The 21767-nt window shown below is 41.5% G+C and carries 20 protein-coding genes; 12 read left to right on the forward strand and 8 right to left on the reverse strand.

What is annotated here, in order from left to right:
- Positions 1–18 precede the first annotated feature (18 nt).
- From rplJ to AC5JMF_RS10675, 3 genes are all read left to right on the forward strand, one after another.
- Positions 19–567, forward strand: a complete 549-nt coding sequence (gene rplJ / locus AC5JMF_RS10665; protein WP_495795682.1) for a 50S ribosomal protein L10 — start codon at positions 19–21, stop codon at positions 565–567.
- 190 nt (positions 568–757) lie between these two features.
- A complete protein-coding gene (gene rplL, locus AC5JMF_RS10670) occupies positions 758–1153 on the forward strand; it encodes a 50S ribosomal protein L7/L12 (protein WP_495795683.1) in 396 nt (131 codons plus the stop codon).
- 167 nt (positions 1154–1320) lie between these two features.
- On the forward strand, positions 1321–1470 hold the full coding sequence (locus tag AC5JMF_RS10675) for a hypothetical protein (protein ID WP_495795684.1): 150 nt from the start codon (positions 1321–1323) through the stop codon (positions 1468–1470).
- Here AC5JMF_RS10675 and AC5JMF_RS10680 read toward each other — a convergent pair.
- Entirely contained in the window at positions 1462–2316 is an 855-nt protein-coding gene (locus tag AC5JMF_RS10680) for a phosphate/phosphite/phosphonate ABC transporter substrate-binding protein (RefSeq protein WP_495795685.1), read from the reverse strand. The genes AC5JMF_RS10675 and AC5JMF_RS10680 overlap by 9 nt on opposite strands.
- 326 nt (positions 2317–2642) lie before the next feature.
- Here AC5JMF_RS10680 and AC5JMF_RS10685 point away from each other — a divergent pair, with 326 nt between their 5' ends.
- Positions 2643–3539, forward strand: coding sequence for a c-type heme family protein (locus AC5JMF_RS10685; protein WP_495795699.1), 897 nt, complete (start codon positions 2643–2645; stop codon positions 3537–3539).
- Positions 3540–3737: 198 nt separating this feature from the next.
- On the opposite strand, the gene AC5JMF_RS10690 is transcribed toward AC5JMF_RS10685, so the two are convergent.
- Positions 3738–5102, reverse strand: coding sequence for a protein kinase domain-containing protein (locus tag AC5JMF_RS10690; protein WP_495795686.1), 1365 nt, complete (start codon positions 5100–5102; stop codon positions 3738–3740).
- 303 nt (positions 5103–5405) lie between these two features.
- Between AC5JMF_RS10690 and AC5JMF_RS10695 the strand changes: the two genes are divergently transcribed.
- A complete protein-coding gene (locus AC5JMF_RS10695) occupies positions 5406–5660 on the forward strand; it encodes a hypothetical protein (RefSeq protein ID WP_495795687.1) in 255 nt (84 codons plus the stop codon).
- Between the two features lie 3 nt (positions 5661–5663).
- On the forward strand, positions 5664–6929 hold the full coding sequence (gene mltA / locus AC5JMF_RS10700) for a murein transglycosylase A (RefSeq protein ID WP_495795700.1): 1266 nt from the start codon (positions 5664–5666) through the stop codon (positions 6927–6929).
- Positions 6930–7267: 338 nt separating this feature from the next.
- Here the strand turns inward: mltA and AC5JMF_RS10705 are convergent, their stop codons facing one another.
- Positions 7268–8137, reverse strand: a complete 870-nt coding sequence (locus AC5JMF_RS10705) for a DUF5895 domain-containing protein (protein WP_495795701.1) — start codon at positions 8135–8137, stop codon at positions 7268–7270.
- Between the two features lie 254 nt (positions 8138–8391).
- On the reverse strand, positions 8392–9846 hold the full coding sequence (locus tag AC5JMF_RS10710) for an MFS transporter (protein WP_495795688.1): 1455 nt from the start codon (positions 9844–9846) through the stop codon (positions 8392–8394).
- A gap of 80 nt (positions 9847–9926) precedes the next feature.
- Between AC5JMF_RS10710 and AC5JMF_RS10715 the strand changes: the two genes are divergently transcribed.
- Positions 9927–10442, forward strand: coding sequence for a phosphoribosyltransferase (locus AC5JMF_RS10715; protein WP_495795689.1), 516 nt, complete (start codon positions 9927–9929; stop codon positions 10440–10442).
- Positions 10443–10750: 308 nt separating this feature from the next.
- Here the strand turns inward: AC5JMF_RS10715 and AC5JMF_RS10720 are convergent, their stop codons facing one another.
- Entirely contained in the window at positions 10751–11668 is a 918-nt protein-coding gene (locus AC5JMF_RS10720; protein WP_495795690.1) for an AEC family transporter, read from the reverse strand.
- A 102-nt stretch (positions 11669–11770) separates the two neighbouring features.
- Here AC5JMF_RS10720 and AC5JMF_RS10725 point away from each other — a divergent pair, with 102 nt between their 5' ends.
- The gene (locus AC5JMF_RS10725; protein ID WP_495795691.1) at positions 11771–12580 is read left to right on the forward strand and encodes a M15 family metallopeptidase; all 810 of its coding nucleotides are present in this window, start codon (positions 11771–11773) and stop codon (positions 12578–12580) included.
- Positions 12581–12604: 24 nt separating this feature from the next.
- Here the strand turns inward: AC5JMF_RS10725 and mrdA (AC5JMF_RS10730) are convergent, their stop codons facing one another.
- Positions 12605–14443: a penicillin-binding protein 2 gene (mrdA, locus tag AC5JMF_RS10730; protein WP_495795692.1), complete on the reverse strand. Its 1839-nt coding sequence runs from the start codon at positions 14441–14443 to the stop codon at positions 12605–12607.
- A 247-nt stretch (positions 14444–14690) separates the two neighbouring features.
- Positions 14691–16526: a penicillin-binding protein 2 gene (gene mrdA, locus AC5JMF_RS10735; RefSeq protein ID WP_495795693.1), complete on the reverse strand. Its 1836-nt coding sequence runs from the start codon at positions 16524–16526 to the stop codon at positions 14691–14693.
- Positions 16527–16803: 277 nt separating this feature from the next.
- Here mrdA (AC5JMF_RS10735) and AC5JMF_RS10740 point away from each other — a divergent pair, with 277 nt between their 5' ends.
- Both AC5JMF_RS10740 and AC5JMF_RS10745 read left to right on the forward strand, forming a co-directional pair.
- A complete protein-coding gene (locus AC5JMF_RS10740; protein WP_495795694.1) occupies positions 16804–17925 on the forward strand; it encodes an ABC transporter ATP-binding protein in 1122 nt (373 codons plus the stop codon).
- Positions 17926–18211: 286 nt separating this feature from the next.
- A complete protein-coding gene (locus AC5JMF_RS10745; RefSeq protein WP_495795695.1) occupies positions 18212–19297 on the forward strand; it encodes a polyamine ABC transporter substrate-binding protein in 1086 nt (361 codons plus the stop codon).
- Positions 19298–19489: 192 nt separating this feature from the next.
- Here AC5JMF_RS10745 and AC5JMF_RS10750 read toward each other — a convergent pair whose 3' ends face one another.
- Positions 19490–20101, reverse strand: a complete 612-nt coding sequence (locus tag AC5JMF_RS10750; protein ID WP_495795696.1) for a helix-turn-helix domain-containing protein — start codon at positions 20099–20101, stop codon at positions 19490–19492.
- A 444-nt stretch (positions 20102–20545) separates the two neighbouring features.
- Between AC5JMF_RS10750 and tmk the strand changes: the two genes are divergently transcribed.
- Together tmk and AC5JMF_RS10760 are read left to right on the forward strand one after the other, a co-directional pair.
- On the forward strand, positions 20546–21175 hold the full coding sequence (tmk, locus tag AC5JMF_RS10755; protein ID WP_495795697.1) for a dTMP kinase: 630 nt from the start codon (positions 20546–20548) through the stop codon (positions 21173–21175).
- A 117-nt stretch (positions 21176–21292) separates the two neighbouring features.
- Complete coding sequence (locus tag AC5JMF_RS10760) at positions 21293–21715, forward strand: DUF4112 domain-containing protein (protein WP_495795698.1); 423 nt, start codon at positions 21293–21295, stop codon at positions 21713–21715.
- Positions 21716–21767: the final 52 nt, after the last annotated feature.

Here is a 21767-nt window from a genome sequence, read left to right on the forward strand (position 1 = left end):
TCAGGAGGTGAAACAAACATGGGTAGAACGCTAGAAAATAAACAAGAGATAGTAGCTGACCTCAAAGAAACTTTGAGTCAGTCAACTCTGGCACTAGTGATTGAGTATCAAGGGCTAACAGTTGCGGAAATCACCGACTTACGGCGGCGGCTGCGTCCGACAGGAACTGTTTGTAAGGTAACTAAAAATACCCTGATGGGTATTGCCATTAAAGACCAAGAACAATGGCAACCAATGTCAGAATTGCTCAAAGGTTCTTCAGCCTTTTTGCTAGTTAAAGAAGATTTTTCATCTGCTATTAAGGCTTACCAAGACTTCCAGAAAGCTTCCAAGAAGACAGAACTTCGCGGTGGTGTCATGGAAGGTCGTCTGCTGAAAGAATCAGATGTCAAAGCACTCGGAGACTTACCTTCTAAGGAGCAACTCATGGCGCAAATTGCTGGAGCGCTCAATTCCTTGGCTAGCAAGATTGCTGTGGGTATCAATGAAGTTCCCAGTTCCTTGGCTCGCGCCTTACAAGCTGTGTCCGACGGAGAAAAAGGCAGTGGCGAAAGTGCTGCTGAATAAAATTCACGTCTTTTCAGTCAAGAGTCAAAAAGTCAATAGTTATAACAAAGTGCTGAGTGCTTCATGGCTTTGAGCAATTCACACAGCTATAAAGACAAATGACAAAGCGCAAAGTCTGAGCGGAGATTTCCTCCGAATAGAACTTTGTAAGAATGACAAATAACTAATCAAAATTACAGGAGTTATATCAATGTCTGCTGCAACCGATCAAATTTTAGAACAACTCAAGTCCCTAAGTTTGCTAGAAGCTTCTGAATTAGTCAAACAAATTGAAGAAGCCTTCGGTGTGAGTGCTGCTGCACCAGTTGGTGGCATGATGATGATGCCTTCTGGTGGTGGCGGTGCTGCTGTTGCTGAACCAGTAGAAGAAAAAACCGAGTTTGACGTAATTCTAGAATCAGTACCAGCTGATAAGAAGATTGCCGTACTGAAGATTGTTCGGGAATTGACAGGTTTGGGTTTGAAAGAAGCAAAAGACTTAGTGGAAGCTGCACCTAAGCCTGTCAAGGAAGGTATTGCCAAGGATGCTGCTGAAGATGCTCAGAAGCGGATTGAAGAAGCTGGCGGTAAGGTGACTGTGAAGTAGTCATAAATATACAGTAGGGAACAGAGAACAGGTTAAAAGTCTTTTTTATATGACTTTGTTCTGAAAATTGGTATCTCTGTTACCTGTAATCTGCTATCTTATTCAGTTTTTAAATTAAGGAGCTTGAGTTAGGCTCCTTTTTTTATGTTCGCCACATTATCACCTGAATGATTGAGCCATTATCCCCAGCACTACCAAGTAGTATTGGTGTTTCTGTTGTGATGGTGCGTGGTACTACTTGGTTAATTAATTTTGTTTTCTACCGAATAGGAGTACGAGGATATACCAAAAAAGATATCTCAAACCTCTTAAAATAATCGCACAGGCTTGTTTTGTAATTGCGAAGTAATTAATTTCACTCGCTCTGTCACAGAAATCATATATTGATAGTTTGGTACTTGCCCATTGGGTACATATGCGATTTCTTCGGCCAAAACTGAAGGAAATTGACTCATCACTTGGCGAATATATTCTTGGCGGTTGCGTTCAACACTAGGCCCAATTAAAACTGCGCCAGGTGGAACATAATGAGGGTCAGTGTAAAGTATGCGAAATTCACTCTGGGAAATCTCTCGACTGTGGAGATTATATTCCGCAATTGAAACTGCACCCACATTAGCTTTTCCTGATGCTACCCATTCTAAAACTGTTTTAGGTGTGGGTGCAAATAGTATTTCTGCTAATGTTAAACCATAAAGATTAAACAGAGGTAAATAATATCCCGTTGCGGAACCTGGTTGACCTAAAGCAACTGTTTGCCCTTGTAATTGTTTTAATTCTTGTATGAGATTATCTTTGCGAACAACCAAAATTGAGCGTAAATTACTAACACCTACTAAAGGAAAAAGCGGGGTATATTGGTAGCGTGCGATCGCAATAGCTGCTAAACCTGGGGGTGCGAATACCAAAGACCAAGCACGAGCCTCAAGACGTTCGATAGCTCTATTTTCATTGAAAGCAGGCTCTAGCTGAACATATGCTTTTATTTTTTCACCCAAGTAACTATTGAATTTAGCAAACTGATTAATAATTTGGTCACTTCCACCATAGTTTATGGCCCCAATGGTTATAGTACCCTCAAACTTTGGTGGTGATTGACATCCGACAACTGTTAAATATATCAGTTGTGAAAGAAATAAACGACGTGAAAATCGCAAAGACATATTAATTATGGTAATGTTATTGATTTAGCTATTGAAATTAAGCAAACGTTAATCTGCATATCAATTCAACTACTGCAATATAGGACTCATATTTGATTTGGTGAAAAAACTCCATATACCTTGAAACTCTCTCCTATCCTACTCCCTACTCCCCACTCCCTACTCCCTACCTACGTAAATAATTTCATTAATTAAGTCAGATTCCTATATTTGGTCATATTGCATCATAAAATTAATATTTATTTAAATATCGAGTAGCTGTTTTTAAACTGCTATAAATTATTCAGATACTAGCTTTATTTGCAAAGTTGCATTATATCAATATGATGTTAAATAATTTAAAAATAGGCACCAAGTTTAACATACTTTTGATCATAGTTTTCATAATCAGCATCATTGTTAGTGGCGCTACCCTATCCAATGTTATTCAAGGGAGAGCGCAATATGAAGTAGCTTCTCAAGCACTGGTATTGATGCAGATGGTAAACTCAGTAAGATACTATACACAAAATCGAATAGTTCCATTATTAACACCTAAACTAGACACAGAAACTGCATTTATTCCTGAAGTCGTACCCAGCTTTTCTGCTACAGAAGTTTTTGAAAATTTTCGCCAAACCCCTGAGTATAAAAACTTTCTCCATAAAGACGCAGTACTTAATCCAACTAATTTGCGAGATAAGGCCGATAGTTTTGAAATCGGACTTATTGAGCGCTTTCGCAAAGATTCTAATAATAAACAACTTTCTGGCTTTCGCAGCTTACCCGAAGCTCAATTATTTTACATAGCAAAACCAATAGTAATTACACAGCAGCAATGTCTGCGATGTCATTCTACACCTGATCAGGCTCCTAAGAGTCAGTTAGTTGCCTATGGCTCAGACAACGGTTTTGGCTGGAAACTCAACGAAGTTCTTGGCGTCCAAGTTGTTTCTGTACCATCGCAGGAGATTTTTGCTAATGCCAAACGACGTTGGTTGTTAGTTATGGTACTTTTGGTTGCCATTTTTGCAATTATAATAATTTTGATTAATTTCCTCATCAACAAGTTTGTGATTCAGAGAATTAGGAAAATAGAAAAAGTAGCTCAAAATGTTAGTACTGGCGATGTAGATGCTGATTTTGAAGAAAATTCCAATGATGAAATTGGTGGATTAGCAAAGGCATTTAATCGGATGAAATCTAGCTTAAAAATCGCGATGGATATGTTAAATAATTCGTAATTCGTAATGACGCGACGCTCCTGCGTCGCTCTAAGCGAAGCTATGCCGCAGGCTTTACGCTAACGCTATCGAGGACTCGCTATCGCTGCGCTAACGTAATTCGTAATTAAATCAGCAGAGTTAGTTATTTGTAATGGGACTAGGGACTGGGAAATGAGGAGATATCTATAATGTAACCTTTTCCCTACTCCCCACTCCCTACTCCCCACTCAATTGTTGTTTAAATTGTATAGCTTTTTGCGGATCGGGAATTTGGGATGCCAAAATTTTTACGAGGTCAATACGGGAAATCTGTGGAGATGTTTTTAAAGCTTTTTTAACTAGAAAAGTAGCTATTGGGCCAATTAAAATAGTTAACTCTCTTTCGCACTGACTGATAAAACTGTCGGTGATTAATTGATTGTCTTGACTAGATAAGTTAGCTGATTTAGTTTCAGACTTAATTGTAATTTCTTGCAAAACAGTAGGTTTTTCTATAAGAAATATTGTTTTCTTCCTAAAATCAATTTTTTGATTTTCTGTTAGATGTACTTGCAGTTTACTAATTAATTCTTCGGGATTAGATGCTGATGGCGCGACTTGTTTTAATAATCTTGGGGCTACGGGGCCGATAAATTCTAAAAGAATCTTTTCTAGGCGGTTGTGAGTTTCTGAGGATAAGGTAAAAACCGCAGAATGTTCTACATGTTGTTGAGATTGTGCAACAGATTGTGGTTGAGTTGATGGCTTTTCTATTAAAGTTTCTTGAGTACCAAGTAGCGCTTGTAAGGCTTCGGCGGCAGTCTGATAGCGTTGTTTGAAGTGATGTAGCACCATTTTCGATAGTACATCTGCTAACAGAGGACTGACTTGAGTTCGATGCTGCCAGGAAATTTCTCCTGTATCTACATCTTCCTCAAAATCGTTGGGATGTAACCCTGTTAATGCTTGGATGCCAATAATACCCAGAGAATAAATATCGCTGTTGGGGCGGGGTTTACCTTGCCCTTGTTCTGTAGACATGTATCCCGGAGTCCCAATGATAATTGTAGTTTGTGTGTGCCCCATGACGGTGAGCAGCTGAGTTTGGATTTGTTTAACCGCACCAAAGTCAATCAGCACAAACCTGCCATCCTGTTGCCGTCTAATGATATTTTCTGGCTTGATGTCGCGATGGATAACTTTGTGGTTGTGAATAAAGCTGAGGATACTTAATATTTGTTGCAGAAGTTGCATGACTTGTTCTTCTGACCAACGTTGACCTGGTAGCAGTTCTGCTTTTAAAGTATGTCCTTCAATAAATTCTTGTACTAAGAAAAATTGATTGTCTTGTTCAAAATAGGCTAAAAGTCGGGGAATTTGGTCGTGGTTGCCTAGTTGTTCTAGAGTTTCTGCTTCACTGGTAAATAGGCGTCTGCCAGTTTCCAGAAATTCAGGAGTATCGCTGATAGGTTTGAGGTGCTTGACAACGCACTTGGGGAAACCTGGTCTGCGGGTATCTTGGGCGATGTATGTTTGGCCAAATCCTCCTGCACCTAATATTTGGAGGACTTGGTAACGTCCGTCTAATAATTTTCCTATCATAGTATGACTAGCCTAAGTCCTCACTTCCATTGTTACCTAACAAATTAGGTTGTCTCTAGCTTATGCGATCGCATCTTTTTCCTAGAAAAAATACCGGGAACTGTTTTGAGGTAGACAATCGTCCTGATGAGGGAGATGAGGGAGATGAGGGAAAAAATTTCTCCGCGTCTCGCGTCCCCGTGTCCTCTTGCCAATTCCCAATTCCCCATTCCCAATTCCCAATTCCCTCCGTATGCTTACCGAGTTCATTCGGGAGTGACGTGGTTAAAAATGGGTTGAATGTGTTTAAAATGATTCAACTATATGCCTAGAACACCGAACGAATACGCCGTACACTTACTATTGGACAGTGGTCATCGTGAAGAGGTGCGTTTTCCTACGATTCAAGAGTTTCAGAAGTGGTATAGTGGCGAACTTGTACCTAAGTCTGGTTCGCATGATTTCATTAGCGTGCCGATTAAGAATATTCAGGGAGAATATATGGTGGTACGTCCGTCTCGGATTGTATCAATCCGGGTAGAACCCGTTTTTAGTTCTAGTGTTGAAAGATTCAACTAAATGATGAGAAAAACCCTTGCTTTGCTTTCCTTGAGTCTAGGAATTGCCGTTGTAAATCCTTTTTGGTCTTCTGTTGCTCAGGTTCCTAACTTACCACCACCGTTGCCATTACCGACTACTCCTAAGTTAAGACCGCTGCCTCCATTGACCAATCCTAAAGTTGAAGTTCCGCCGCTAAAACTAACCGATATTGGCAGCGATTGTACACCTCGACATTTATGCTTGGGTTGGGATGAGCAAATTTTTAGTCAAAGGGGTAAGCTAGGCGATCGCAAAGCGTTGTTAGCTTCAATTGACAATAGTCTACGTTACTTAGCAAAGGATGAGGCGATCGCAGTCTATCAAAATTATCCCATTCAAGGGATTACACTTGATCGCGTTCGTCGCAGTTTGCTACGCTTTCGTCAATTGGTGGTCTATTCTAAGTCCACAGCGCAACTGCAATCTGCTGTCCGCCGGGAATTTGTTTTTTACAAATCAATGGGTAATGATGGCAAGGGTACTGTTAAATTTACTGCTTACTACGAGCCTATTTATACAGCTAGCCGCGTACGCACTGCAATCTATAAGTATCCCCTTTATCGACTGCCGCCAGATTTCAGCCAATGGGCTAAACCCCATCCCAAAAGAATTGATTTGGAAGGGCAAGATGGTTTATTGGGAGATAAAAGTCAGTTACGCGGTTTAGAATTATTTTGGATGCGCGATCGCTTAGACGCATACATGGTACACATCCAAGGTTCTGCCCAAATCAGGCTAGCCAACGGCAAAGCAACATCTGTTGGTTACGCTGGTGGTACAGACTATCCTTGGACAAGCATAGGTAAAGAACTGGCCAAAGATGGCAAGCTGCCGCTAGAAGGTTTGACAATGCCCCGCTTGATCAGTTTTTTCCGCCAACAGCCACAGGAATTGAGTAACTATCTACCACGCTGGGAGAGGTTTGTTTTTTTCAAAGAAACTAGCGGTACACCAGCCACAGGTAGTATACACGTACCAGTGACAGCAGAGCGTTCCATCGCTACAGATAAATCTCTCATGCCTCCAGGGGCACTAGCACTGATTCATAACTCATTTCCTTATCCCAATGGTTCTGGGGGACTGGAGTCTCGGACTGTCAGCCGCTTTGTATTAGATCAAGATACAGGCAGCGCCATCAAAGGGCCAGGAAGAGTAGATTATTTTATGGGAACTGGTAAACTAGCAGGCGATCGTGCTGGCATTACAGGTGGTAATGGTTCACTATATTATCTGCTGTTGAAGAAGTAGGGAGTAGGGAGTGGGGAGTAGGGAGTAGGGAGTGGGGAATTAGGAATTAAGTATTAATTCTTCATAACTTCGCCTGCTCCCTGCCTCCTGCTTCTTATCTCCCTTATTCCCCGGTTGGTGAGTTTCGGCTACGCGGAAATCGAGTTTCGACTAAGCTCAACTACCACGAAGTCGAGATTCAATTACCGCGAAGTTGAATCATATTTGCTTTCCTACTCCCCACTCCCCACTCCCCACTCCCTAATACGGTGGCGACTAAGCTCAACTACCACGAAGTCGAGATTCAATTACCGCGAAGTTAAATCATATTTGCTTTCCTACTCCCCACTCCCCACTCCCTAATACGGCGGATAGCCAAAATCATCTTCATCGGGGTAGACGTAAGAATTAGAAACTCCTGCCATAGCCATTTTGGGTGCTTCGGTTTTTACGGTTTCCTTGGCAAAATCTTTGTATTCTTCAAAAGTTTTACAAATTATTGCCGACTCAGAAGAATCGGAAGCTATCAAGTATTGTGTTAATGTCCCAATTGTGGGGTGTTTGTAGTCCACAGTTGACGCTACTAGAACTGTGTTTGGTTCTATACCTCTTTCTTCACACTCAATGATGGGGCTAAAAATCCCGTGAGCATGAAATAGTGGGCCTTTTGGTGTTAAAGGTTGCTTGCGGTATCCGGCATAAGCCTTTTCTAGTTCAGCAACAAAACCGCTGAGGACTTTGCCTTGTTGAAACTCACAGTAGGTTTTACTGAAACTCGCTCCTGCTGCACCATTGAGAGTTAATTGTAGTGGTGAATGATGTAAAAATTTTTTGTCTTCGCCAACCAAAAAAATTAGATAACGAGTAAAAGTTTTAAATTTAAGCTTGTCTGCTAAAAAAGCATCATAATTATCTCTGAGCGTACCGAGTTTAATTCCGGTTTCTCGGTCTTTGACAGATAACGGCCCCCGACGCACGATGACTATTTGTGGAGTGGTGCTAATAAAGACAGTTTCGACTCCAGAACTAAATTCATGTTCTACTTGCTGCCAATTTTCATCTGGCTGGAAACCAACAGCTTGAGCATTATCTAGCTTAATTGCCAAACCATAAGATTGCATCCCATCTGTGCCATAACGAGGATTAATCATCTGACACCAAGGGATAACTTGAGAAGGCGGTGCATTAAATTTATCGTCCTCAAAGTCGAAATTAGCAGATGCTTTCATCGTTCTAGGCATTGGCAAGGTTTAACGAACAAGTTTCTTGATATTAGAAGGCAAGGCTTTGCAGAGGTTAATCTGGCGATCGCAACTTCCTTCAAATTGATATGGTAGTTTTTCCAGAGTAAGCCAGAATCCATCAATATTGCAATCTTTGTCATGGGGACTGGGGACTGGGGACTGGGGACTGGGGACTGGGGACTGGGGACTGGGGAATTGTTATTGATTATTCTCCGCGTCCCGGCGTCCCCGCGTCTCCCTCATTCCCCTACACTCTCTCGCCGCTGTTGGAGTTTCAGCAGGATTTCGGCGTGAATTTCGCGGGTAATTGGGTAAAAATAGGTGATAAATAAGCCACAAATTAAACAAATTGTAGGCAAAGGGCCAACAGCGATGCGGATAGCAAATAGAGCTGATTCGGGTTGATCTGGTAATATACTGGCTCCTGCTACAGCTTCTTTAAAGCCAGATGCTTGCAAAGCATTTCCGACTAAGAATAGCCCGAAAGCTAGACCAAACTTTTGCAACAAAACCATGAAACTATAAAAAATTCCTTCCCGACGTTGACCGGTTTGGAGTTCGTCTAATTCAATAATATCGGGGATCATTGACCAAGGAACTAGATAAGCTGTAGAAACTCCAATGCCTGACATGATAGCCATAATATACATTAAAACTAATTGACCTGGTTGTAAGAAATATAGTCCAGCGGCTGCGATTATCCATGAACTCATTCCTAGAAAATAAACAAGTTTTTTTCCTACTTTTTTACTTAAAGCACTCCAGAAAAATAACATAGCTAAAGCAGTTCCTTGCACTGCAATCATCACCGTAGGTACGTCTGATTCTTGTAGTTTCATGCAGTAAATTGCAAAGAAGGGAATATTACTAGCTGTGATTTGCACAGCTAACCAAGAAAAAAGATATATACCAATTACAAATAGAAAAGGGCGATTGGTGAAAACAATTTTTAGCTGTTCAATAAATGGTAGAGATGGGGGTTCGGCAATTTCGGTACGTTTGGCTTCAAAGGCGAGGATGCGATCGCGTGTACCAAAAACACACCAATATAATCCTAAGACCGAAATTATTGTACAAACTGCTGTTAAAACTATATATTGTTGCTGGCGATCGCTAATTAAAGAAAAAACAATTTTCGATAAAATCAATGACAGAATACTGCCACCAATAGAAAATGTAAAACGAAAGCTGTTAAGGCTAGTGCGTTCATCGTAATCTTGAGTTAATTCTGGAGTCATCGCTGTGTAAGGCAAATTCACAACGGTGTAAAATACCTGAGATATCACCCCAATTGCCACGTAATACCAAAACAACGGCCAAATATTATTACTCGGTTCGGCACTAAATCGCGGTACAATCCACTGCAAGAAAAAGAATATGCCGAAGGGAATTGCCCCATAAAACAACCAAGGAAGACGACGCCCCCAATGACGAGATTTTGTTTTATCGGTTAGTAAACCGACGATGGGATCATTAACTGCATCCCAGATTTTACCAATCAGTAAAATGCTGCCAGCCCAGCCAGCAGGGATACCAGCGACATTGGTAAAGAAAACTAGCAAAAAGAAGATAGAGATATTTGCAGTAATCGCCGGGCCTAAATCTCCTGCACCATAAGCCAGTTTTGTCTTGAAATCCAGTTTTTCATTTTTAGGCGATCGTTGAGCATCACTATCAGCAGCAGAATCGTTCATAAAACTTTGCACTCATACTAAAATAAAAAGTTTGTTTTCCATACAAACTATCAATCTTATCCATCACTTCCCTTAAACATATGCCAGATCTTTACGTTTCTTGGTCAGACTATCACCAAAAAATTGAGCAACTGGCTGTTCAAATTCATCAATCTGGCTGGGAGTTCAACCAAATTATCTGTTTAGCCAGAGGTGGGCTGCGAGTAGGAGATATTCTCTCCCGTATATACCAGCAACCGCTAGCAATTTTAGCAACATCCTCTTACAGCGGCCCTGGCAAACAAGAAAGAAATGATTTAATTTTTTCTCGCCACTTAACAATGACTACTGAACAGTTAGGTTCGCACATTCTCTTAGTTGATGACTTAGTAGACTCTGGGATCACACTCCAGCAGACTATCCCGTGGCTCAAACAGCATAGTGATCTCCCAATTATGGAAATTCGGACTGCTGTAATTTGGTATAAAGCCTGTTCAGTGATCAAACCAGATTACTATATCGATTACCTAACTGATAACCCCTGGATTCACCAACCCTTTGAACATTATGAGTATATGAACCTTGATGAACTGGCGGTGAAGGTGATGGAGAGATGAGGGAGATGAGGGAGATTTTGATGAGGACGCGGAGACGTTTGGACGCGGTGAGACAGCGAGTAAAGGAGGGTTTCCCTCCGCAGGCGACTGCGTTAGCGCAGCGTTAGCGAGCTTGCGAGCGTCACCCGAAGGGGGACGCGGAGAGTCCCCATAACTAAAGCTAGGGGATTCAAGCAAGGAAAACATTTTTTGCCTCCACGACTTTAGTCGGGGGCTTTTGACCAGTGCTTCGACCTTGAGAAGGGTTGCGCTCCGCGTCTCCCCTTCCCCGCGTCTCCGCGTCTTCTTGGTAAATCAGCGATCGCAAATCAAAACAACCACAGCCAAAGTGGCATGGTAGCTAATAGTACCATAACCCCAGCGGCTAGGGCGGTGACTGCTAGATCGCGATCGAGATTGAAGGTTTCGGCTATTATCAGTGTGGCGAAAGCTGGAGGCATTGCCATTTGTAGCACTATGACTTGGGCTATGGGGCCAGTTAATCCCAACAGTGGTAAGGTGCTGCCTAAAATCATGGGAACTAGTAGCATTTTGATTCCTAAACTCATTCCTGCCTGTGGTAGGCTGTGCCAAGACTTGAGCAGTGCCAGCCGCATCCCAATTAATACTAGAGATAAAGCAACACCACTCCAAGCCAATTTATCTAGGCAGAATTCTACTATTGGGGGAATTGTTACCTGGCGAAATAGTAAGCCAAAACCGAAACTCCACAAAGCAGGATTAATTAAAATTGCTTTGGTGATTTGCCAATAATTCTGGACACTACCGCCAAAATGTGCGCCTAGTGCCACTCCTAAGCTATATGAACCCAAAAAAGAACCTAGTAAATCGTAAAATAACGCCCAAGCAAAGTATTCCTCCCCTACCATGGTTAAAGTAATGGGAAAGCCAAGGTAGCCCGTGTTCCCCACCATTGCAGCTAGTATTAAACTACCTTGTGTTGATTGTTGGGGGATAGTGTTTCTGAAATAGGCTTGTCCTTTAATTCCTACCCAAGCGAGAAATGCTCCTAGTAAAATGGCTAGGTGAGCGATCGCTGGAGCAATCCAAATTTGTTGTGATAGGTCGGCTTGTCGTAAAAAAAATACAATGCTTATGGGTGTCCCTACCCAGAAAAGTAACTGTGCTAACAAGGTGGGAACTGTGAGAGGTAGCCCACGTCCCAAAATAAATCCAATCAGGACTAATCCCCCCAGCTTGACGTATAGTTCTAGAAGATTGGTCAAGATTGTACCTAAGAACGACAGAAGTAAAATGCTACTTGTTGCATCTATTTTCGTCTAGTCTACAATCGGTTATGGCAATTCAACAAAAGCAGGAGTTGACCCTTGAATAGAGCTGGGTTTTCTAGAAAACCGCATAACTCATCTAATGATCCTGAAGACGATATCCCAGCTGCTTTACGTGATACTCCTGATGCAGCACCAATGAGGTTGCAACTCTGGATTTTGCTGGTTGGGGGAATCTCAGTATTTGTACTGCTGTCTATAGTTAGTGGTTTTATATTTTTTCTGACTGCACCTAAACAAACTACTGTTTCTCAACCTTTACTAGCTAATTCAGCGACGCCAGCGTCAGGGAATTCCGCTAATCAACAGAGCAATGGCAATACTTTGTTAGGACACATAACATACCCAGAAGCACCCCAGACAGAACTAGCGCCGATTTCCGCAAATGGGCGCATCACGATGCGAAAAACTGCTGCTCAAAAGTTACAGGAAATGGTGAGGGCTGCGCGGAGTGCAGGAATCACTTTAATACCAATTTCTGGCTTTCGCTCAGTTAAAGACCAAGAACAGTTATTTTTTGGGGTTGGGGCGCAGCGAAATCAAGTACCAACAGAACGTGCTGCCTTGAGCGCTCCTCCTGGTTATAGCGAACATCATACAGGTTATGCGGTAGACCTTGGTGACGGGGCAGTACCAGCAACCAATCTCCAAACCAACTTTGACAATACCAAAGCTTACCAATGGCTGCAAGCAAATGCAGCACGTTTTGGCTTTGAGATGTCCTTTCCCAAAGACAATGTTCAAGGCGTGAGTTATGAGCCTTGGCACTGGCGTTATGTAGGCGATCGCGATAGCTTAGAAATGTTCTACAGAGCCAAAAATCTCAAAACCGATAAGGTAGCTCAATAAAAGATTACTCAAATCAACCGTTATTCAATTGTGCCGCTTGTTCTCTAATTTCTCTACCTCTGGTTTCTGAAACTTACCTGGGTACTTGCGCTGAAAATAGTCTTCCATAATTTGCAAAATCATCGGTGCTGCAACACTACCACCACCACCACCAGAATGTTCGGCAAATGCCACAATTAAAATTTCTGGCTTGTCGGCAGGCGCATAAGCACCAAACCAAGCGTGATTTTGTTTGACGCCACGCTTCCATGCTTCAGCTGTGCCACTTTTGCCAGATACTGGCGGAATTGTTGGCTGATTCAAAACTTTACCTGTTCCCTCGGCAACTACTTTCCGCAGTCCCTCACGGAGAATTTTGATAGTTGTCGGCTTCATATTTAAAGATTCTCGCCAACTTTTTGCTTCTTCGTTGTCTTTAAGTAAATGTGGCTGGACTCGGTAGCCGCCATTGGCTGGTACAGCAAACATAACTGCAACTTGTAGTGGAGTAGTTTGCAAAGCACCTTGACCAATTGACATATTAATGCTGTCACCTACAGTCCAGGGCATTTTCCAAACTTTTTGCTTCCATGTCTCATCTGGCACTAAACCCTTTGTTTCTTCTGAGGCAAATTCAACGCCGGTTTTCTTGCCAAATCCATATTTGCGAGTCCATTCAATCAAAGTTGGGCCACCAACTCCCCTACCAATTTGATAGAAGAAGGTATCACTACTCCACTGTAAGGCCCCAACAAAACCCAACGGGCCGAACCCGGCGTGATTCCACTCACCAAAGCGGGTACCACCAATATTCAAAGAACCGTAGGTTTGTAGTACTGTACTAGGGGAAAATTTACCTGATTCTAAACCGGCTGTAGCGGTGACAATTTTAAAAGTGCTAGCGGGTGGAAAGGCACTCAAGGCACGATTAACCAAGGGATGGTCAGCACCTTGTACAGTTTGCCAATCTTTTTGACTAAGTTTCTGTTTAGAGAAAATATTCGGGTCGAAGGTGGGGTGAGATACCATTGCTAAAATGGCACCATTTTTGGGATCTAATGCGACGATCGCACCGTCACGGCCATTTAAAGCTTTTTCTGCTGCTTTTTGCATATCTAAATCGATTGTCAAGTGCAAGTCAGTACCAGCTTTTGCTTGCTTTTCTCCTAAAACCTTTTGCGGTCTTCCAGCACCGTCTACCTCGACCTGCTGACCACCCCACTCACCCCGCAGTGATTTCTCATAAGCTTTTTCGATTCCCATCTGACCAATGACATCACCTAATCGGTAGCCTTCTTGCTTCTTTTGTTTTAATTGTTCGGCAGTTAGTTCTCGCGTATAACCTAATATGTGTGCTAATTCTTTACCATGGGGATAGTAACGTACTGCTTCTGTATGAATTTCTACGTCTTGAAGTTCCGATGTATATTCTTTCAAGGCGGTAATTTGCGCTTCATTTAAATCACGAGCAATCCGAATGAGTGAAGAAGAGTTAGCACCTGCCTCTTCTAGCTTCTTTTCCATCTCTTCTTGAGGCATATCTAGAATTTGCGATAAACGCCGCCCGACAATCGGCCACGAGGGTCTGTTATGTGCCATCGGCCATAAGTATACAGAACGAGGGTAGCGAGTACTAGCTAAAAGTTTGCCATTACGGTCAAAAATATTACCCCTTTCTGGATGCTTGGGGATCATCCTAATTCTGTTTCCCTCTGCTAATTTGCGATATTGTGCCCCTTCGATAATTTGCAGATATGCCAATCGTAAGCCAATACCGCTTACCATTAATAATGTAAATATTATGAAGAATACAGACTGAGAACTGCGTCCTACTGTACGAGTATCTTTTTTTCTCCCAAGTGGAGAAGGCTGTAATAGGGTCATAAAATAAAACTAAATAGGAATTTACAATCTCTTGTGGGATGGGCGTCTCGCCCGTCCGGTGCGGGTTAAAGAGCTTACACGAGAGTTTTATATCACATCATTTTAGCTGGATTACGCCAGTAGAATTTGTCCAAAGTCAAAAGTTCAGAAAACCTTGACCAAAGAGGCAGGGGAAAGATGTCAAATTCCTGTCCCTTTTCTGGAAGTGCGATCGCAAAATATATTTACACCAGTTACATAAGTCTTGTTAATCTACTTGAGTTTGAGCTACTGATTTCTCTAGTTTAGGTTTTTCATATCTGCCTGGATACTTATGTTGAAAATAAGCCTCTAAAACCTGTAAAACCATCGGCCCGCAGACCGTACCACCATGCTCACCGGAGTTTTCACCAAAAGCGACAACTAGAATCTCTGGCTGATTGCTGGGGGCATAAGCACCAAACCAAGTATGATTTGGGCGACCAGTACCAGCTTCCGCAGTACCACTCTTACCAGCAGCTGGGGGAATCGATGGCACGTTTAAGCGCTTACCTGTACCATCACTGATGACTTTGCGTAGTCCCTCACGGAGAACTTTGATAGTTTCTGGCTTCATGTTCAAGGATTCTCGCCAATTTTTTGCGGCTTGATTGTCCTTGAGTAAGTGCGGCTTAACTCGATATCCACCATTAGCAGGAACCGCAAACATAATCGCTGCTTGCAGGGGTGTGACTTGTAAAGCACCTTGACCAATTGACATGTTTATAGTGTCACCGATAGTCCAAGGTATTTTCCATGCTTTCTGCTTCCAAATTTCATCTGGAACCAAGCCTTTTGCTTCTTCACTGGCAAACTCTATGCCTGTTTTTTGCCCAAATCCATATTTGCGACTCCATTCAATTAAAGTCGGGCCACCGACTTTTTTCCCAACCTGATAAAAGAAGGTATCACTACTCATGGCGATCGCACCAGGAAATCCCAACGGCCCAAATCCGGCGTGATTCCACTCACCAAAAGTTACTCCGCCGATGGTGAGATAACCGAAGGTTTGTAATACTGTACCCGGTGAAAATTCACCCGATTCTATCCCAGCAGTTGTAGTCACAATTTTAAAAGTGCTGGCGGGTGGAAAGGCGCTAAGGACTCGATTCACCAAGGGATGGTCTTTACTTTGTACGCTTTCCCAATCTTGTTGACTCAATTTCTGCTTCGAGAAAATATTCGGATCAAAGGTGGGATAAGATACCATTGCTAAAACCGCACCGTTATTGGGGTCTAATACTACGATCGCACCTCGCAGATTTCCTAAAGCTTTGACCGCTGCTTGTTGCAAGTCCAAATCTATAGTCAAGTGTAAATCGTTACCAGCTTTTGCTTGTTTTTCTCCCAAAACTTTTTGCGGGCGTCCAGCACCATCTACCTCTACTTGCTGACCACCCCACTCGCCTCGCAGTGATTTTTCATAAGCTTTTTCTATGCCCATCTGGCCAATGACATCGCCTAATCGATAGCCTTCCTGCTTCTTTGTTTTTAACTGTTCAGCAGTTAACTCCCGTGTGTAACCTAACACATGAGCTAATGCTTGACCGTGGGGATAGTAGCGTACCGCATCAGTATTTATTTCTACGTCTTTAAGTTCACTTTTATATTCTTTTAATGCTGTAATTTGTGATTCATTAACATCACGAGCAATCCGAATCAGCGACGAAGAATTAGCACCTGCCTCTTCTAATTTGCTTTCCATCTCCTCTTGGGGAATGTTGAGAATTTGTGATAGACGCCGACCGACAACCGACCATGAAGGTTTGGTATGTGCCATTGGCCACAAATATACAGAATGCGGATAACGAGTACTCGCTAAAAGTTTGCCATTACGGTCAAAAATATTACCTCTTTCTGGCTGTTTTGGGATGATCTGAATCCGGTTTGTTTCTGCTCTGGCACGGAGTTTCGGCCCTTCTATAATTTGTAAATAAGTCAAACGAGCTTCAATACCGCCAACCATTAATAGAGTAAACATAATTAGAAATACTGGTTGGAGACCACGCCCGACTGTGCGTGTATCTTTTCTGCTCCCAAGTAGAGATGATGGTGATAAAGGCATAAGATGAGTAGGGGTTAGGGACTAGGGACTAGAGGCTAGAGAAGTTTTCTAAAATTTAGGAGGCCAAAGCAGAAACCATAATTTTTTTGCTTCCCAGTTCCTTTGACCCAGAAGATAAAAAGTGAAGTATAAAGGATGAAGTTAAAAGTCAACGGAGAAATCTACTAGGTTTAACTGGCGCGGAAGGAATAAAAATTATATCCTTCATCTTTTATACATTTTTAGACTATTTTTGATTGATTCCACTACGTAAGATCACGGCATTCTACTGAGGATTATGGCTCAAACTGTCATGCAAAATCAGAGGGGGATAACAAGTTTTCAGCCACTTGATGTTGAGTTGCGTAATGTTTTCAAGTTCTTTAACCAAGAACTAGCAGTCCACGGTATAGACTTGGATATCAAACAGGGAGAATTTTTTAGTATTCTCGGCCCTTCTGGTTGTGGTAAAACTACTACGCTACGTTTAATCGCTGGATTTGAACGGGCTGATGCTGGTAAAGTATTGATTCAGGGCAAGTCGATGACTAATGTGCCCCCTTACCGCAGACCCGTAAATACTGTATTTCAAAGTTATGCTCTGTTTAACCACCTGAATGTGTGGGACAATATCGCTTTTGGACTGCGGTTAAAAAAATTACGCAAATCAGAAATTGAAAATAGAGTCCAAGAAGCATTGAAACTAGTGAAAATGGAGAGTTTGCGATCGCGTTCTCCTAGTCAACTTTCTGGTGGTCAACAGCAGAGGGTCGCCCTAGCAAGGGCTTTGGTCAATCGTCCTGCTGTCTTGCTGCTGGATGAGCCATTGGGGGCGTTAGATTTAAAGCTACGTAAGGAAATGCAGGTTGAGTTGTCAAATTTACACAAGGACTTGGGATTAACCTTTGTGATGGTGACACACGACCAAGAAGAGGCGCTATCGTTGAGCGATCGCATTGCCGTGATGAATCAAGGCAAAATAGAGCAAATTGGCACTCCCAGCCAAATTTATGAATGTCCCCAAACACCCTTTGTCGCTGATTTTATCGGTGAGACTAATTTATTCACTGGTGAAATCGTGGAAGTGGACTCTTCTAATATCAAAGTTGCGACCAAAACAGGACTGACAATTGTTGTTAATCGCACCGAAGAAACACCAACTGAGCTATCAAAAACAGTAGTAGTTAGTGTACGTCCAGAAAAAATCCAGCTTTCACTTTATCCACCCACTTTACCAACAAACTACTTTGAAGGAAAGCTGAACAATATCATGTATTTGGGTACTCATGTTAATTATGTTGTCGAATTAACAAACGGCATCAAAATTAATGTTTTACAACCCAATACTTTTGGTAGCTTACCAGACCAAGATACACTTATATATGTTTGGTGGGCAGAAACTGATTCTTTAGCATTATGATCCTCTGTGCCGAAGTTGCTGAAATTTATATAGTTGAAACTGTAACTTCAACTTTCTAGAATTTGATGTTTGTTTTTATCGTTCTGAGTTGGCATTTAAAGTACGCCCAGCGGTTAAATAATTCGTAATTCGTAATTCATAATTCGTAATTCATAATTCGTAATTCATAATTCGTAATTAAGTTTTGTAATGGGAATTTGACCCCAACACAAAACTTGCCGGTTATGGAATCGGGGGACTTAAACCCACGGAAGTGGTTAAAACTGGAGGATTTTGACTATTGAAAATGACTACAAGACGACAATTTTTAAAAGGACTAGCAACACTTTCTAGTTTGTCTTTAACTAGTTGTGGTTGGAAGCTGGCTGATGTCAGAGCTACTTCTATTAACTCTGGTCAACGTGACCAACTTTATATCTATACTTGGACACAATATACTGACAGACAACTATTCAAAACATTTAGTGCCCAAACAGGCATGAAAGTGTTAGCAGATGTGTATGATTCTAACGATGTCATGCTAGCTAAATTACAAGCTGGGGGTGGTGGGGCTTATAGCATTATCTATCCATCTGATTATATGGTACAGAAGATGGTAGATAAGGATTTATTAGTAGAAATAAATCACGATCGCCTGATTGGTTTAGAGAATTTGTTACCCCGATTTAGTAATCCTAGTTATGATCCCAATAATCGTTATAGTATTCCTTTTAATTGGGGGACAACGGGGTTAATCTATAATTCTGAAAAAATCAAAGATGCACCAGAAGATTGGGAATATTTATGGCAAAATCAAGAGCGACTTAATAAACGCATAACTTTGCTCAATGACGTTAGAGAAGTTATGGGTGCAGTGTTGCGGATGCTGGGCTATTCCTATAACTCACGCAACGCAACAGAAATTAAACAAGCTTATGAAAAGTTGACATTATTAAAACCAGCGATCGCAGCTTTTGATACCGATGCCTGGCAAAATCAAATTATGGCTGGAGACTTACTTATGGCAATGTGTTACTCAACTGATGCAGTCAAAATATCTCAAGAAAACCCCAAGTTAAAATATGTAATTCCTCGTAGTGGTTCTTCATTATGGACTGATACCATTGTAATTCCCAAATCAGCCCCGAATTTAGCCGGAGCTTATACTTGGATCAACTTTATTTTACAACCCGAAGTAGCAGCCCAAATCAGTAAAGGTTTAAATATTTCCACACCAAATAGTGCCGGATTTGAACAATTACCAAAAAGAATAAAAAACAATGCTAATTTATTTCCCCCAGAGTCAATTTTGACCAATTGTGAACGTATCACTCCTTTAGGACAAACTGAAGAAATTTACGACCGCTATTGGACTCAATTAACTAGTAGTTAAATTAATTCGTAATTCGTAATGACGCGACGCTCCTGTGTCGCTCTAAGCGAAGCTATGCCGCAGGCTTTACGCTAACGCTATCGCGGACTCGCTACCGCTGCGAAGCGCGTAATTAAGTTTTGTAATGGGGGTTTAACCCCAACACAAAACTTACCGATTATGGAACCGGGGGACTTAAACCCACGGAACTATTTAAAAATCTGTTTTTGATTGTAAAAAGTGAAGTGGTAGGTTTTCATTATTATTTACCAGTATTTCCTGATTTAGATCATTAATTAAAATTTGCGAACTGCTATGCTGAGATATATTTTCAGAGGTATTAGCGGGTTTTTGCTTTGTGGATAATCCCATCTGTTTTAACAGCCGTTTGATATGGCAATCGCTTATTTTGATGCCCAATTCTTTTGCTAAATGCTTGCTCAACCAGTTTGCTGTCCACCGCTGAAAACCATAGCCATATTCACGAGGACTTTTGCTCACTAGTTCTTGCAATCGCTTTAAATATTCCTCGTTCACGGCCTTGGGACGACCAATTGGTGATAAGTGCCATTGATGTGCCATACCAGTACGGGCAATGTGTAGCCAATGTCTAGCTGTCGCCGGGCAACATCCTAAGATTCGACAAATTTCTGTTTGTGATTTACCATCATCTGCAAGCAAAATAATTTGGATGCGTTGGCGATAGATTGTTGGTAAATCTTCTTGCAGACTTTTTAACAACAATTTGCGCTGAAATGGTGTTAAAAGTTGATTTATAGAACTATTTGGATGTTGAATCTCTTGTTTCACTTGCTTGTTATCCATAGTCGTAAAATTGAACTATTAAACTTTGAACGCTGAATAACAAGTTAGAATATTTTTAATTAATACTCATTTTTCTTGTTACTCATTGTTCACTATTATTTAGGCGATCGCTCATCATATTTTTCACTCACAAAATACAGAGTAAAAAAAATGTAGCTATTATGCATTCACCTTTTATGCATATTTAAATGCCAGATATATCAATGATTAGTGCATAATCATGTTTGCAAAATTGCAGAAAAATGTATTGTATTTTGGCAAATTTTGAGAAACCGCTATTTTTTGATTTGTGAAAATGTGCTGTGTCCAGACTCCCAACTTCTCAAAGAAATCGGGAGTCTAATTTTTCACAACGAATAATTGAAAATTGCTATGTTGCAAGCCACCGAGAACCGCTATGCTAGATAATTTATGGTGGTTATTAGCAACGAATCTTAAAAAAGCATGGGTGGGAAATTTATTGTATTTGAAGGGGTAGAAGGTTGCGGCAAAACTAGCCAAATACAACTTTGTTGTCAGTGGCTGGAGAGTTTAGGAATGTCTGTGGTGATGACTCGTGAACCAGGGGGAACGGAGTTAGGCTTGCAACTTCGTCGCCTGTTGCTAGAAAAGGCAGAAGACAAACCCATTGCGGAAGTGACAGAATTATTGTTATATGCAGCTGACCGTTCGCAACATGTAGAGCAAGAACTTAAACCACATTTAGCTGCTGGAAAATATATCTTATGCGATCGCTATACCGACTCTACCATTGCTTACCAAGGTTATGGTCGGGGTTTAAGCTTGAAATTAATCGAGCAACTCAACTCTATCGCGACAAGTGGTTTGCAAAGTGATTTAACTATCTGGCTGGATGTTGATGTCGAGGTAGGACTAGCACGCAAACGCTTGAATGAAGCCGGACTAGACCGCATTGAACAGGAAACAATTGCCTTTCATCGCCGCGTCCAACAAGGGTATGCAGAGTTAGCGACATCTCATCCGGCTCGAATTGTGCGGATAGATGGTAACTTGAAACAAGAGGCTGTACATCAGGTAATTCAGAAAATTTGGCGCGATCGCTTTCCATCTTGAAATTATTTTTCAAAATTTCCTATTTCTTTACTATCAGTTCAGATTAATTCTTTCCAGCGGTACAACACAAATAACTAAAATTAGTGCAACTTAAAAATAGTACAAATATTGCAAATTATGGACGCTGCCAAACGCCTGACTACTCTCAACCGCATCCGCAAACTCAGCCGCCTGATGGATACATCTATACGCATTCCTTTGACAGGTTTTCATATTGGATTAGACCCAATTCTTGGTTTAGTGCCTGGTGCTGGTGATTTAATCAGTACAGTATTCTCAGCTTACATCATATTTTTAGCTACCCGTTTTGGCATCCCGCACCAAGATTTAGCGAAAATGATTTTTAACGTTGGTTTAGAAGCAGTAGTGGGTACTGTGCCCTTAGTAGGCGATTTATTTGATGCTTTTTATAAGTCTAATATTCGCAATTTAGCCATCTTAGAACAACATTTAATGGTGGTTGAACCTGAACTTGAAGAAGTGTTTGAAGAAGTTTATCAAAATCAAGTTAACCAACCAACAAAGGGTGTAGGGGTGTAAGAGGATGTTTGAAAAGTTTTGAAGGGTAAAATTTTAGGCTAATCGCCTTACC

Source organism: Desmonostoc vinosum, assembly GCF_059505385.1.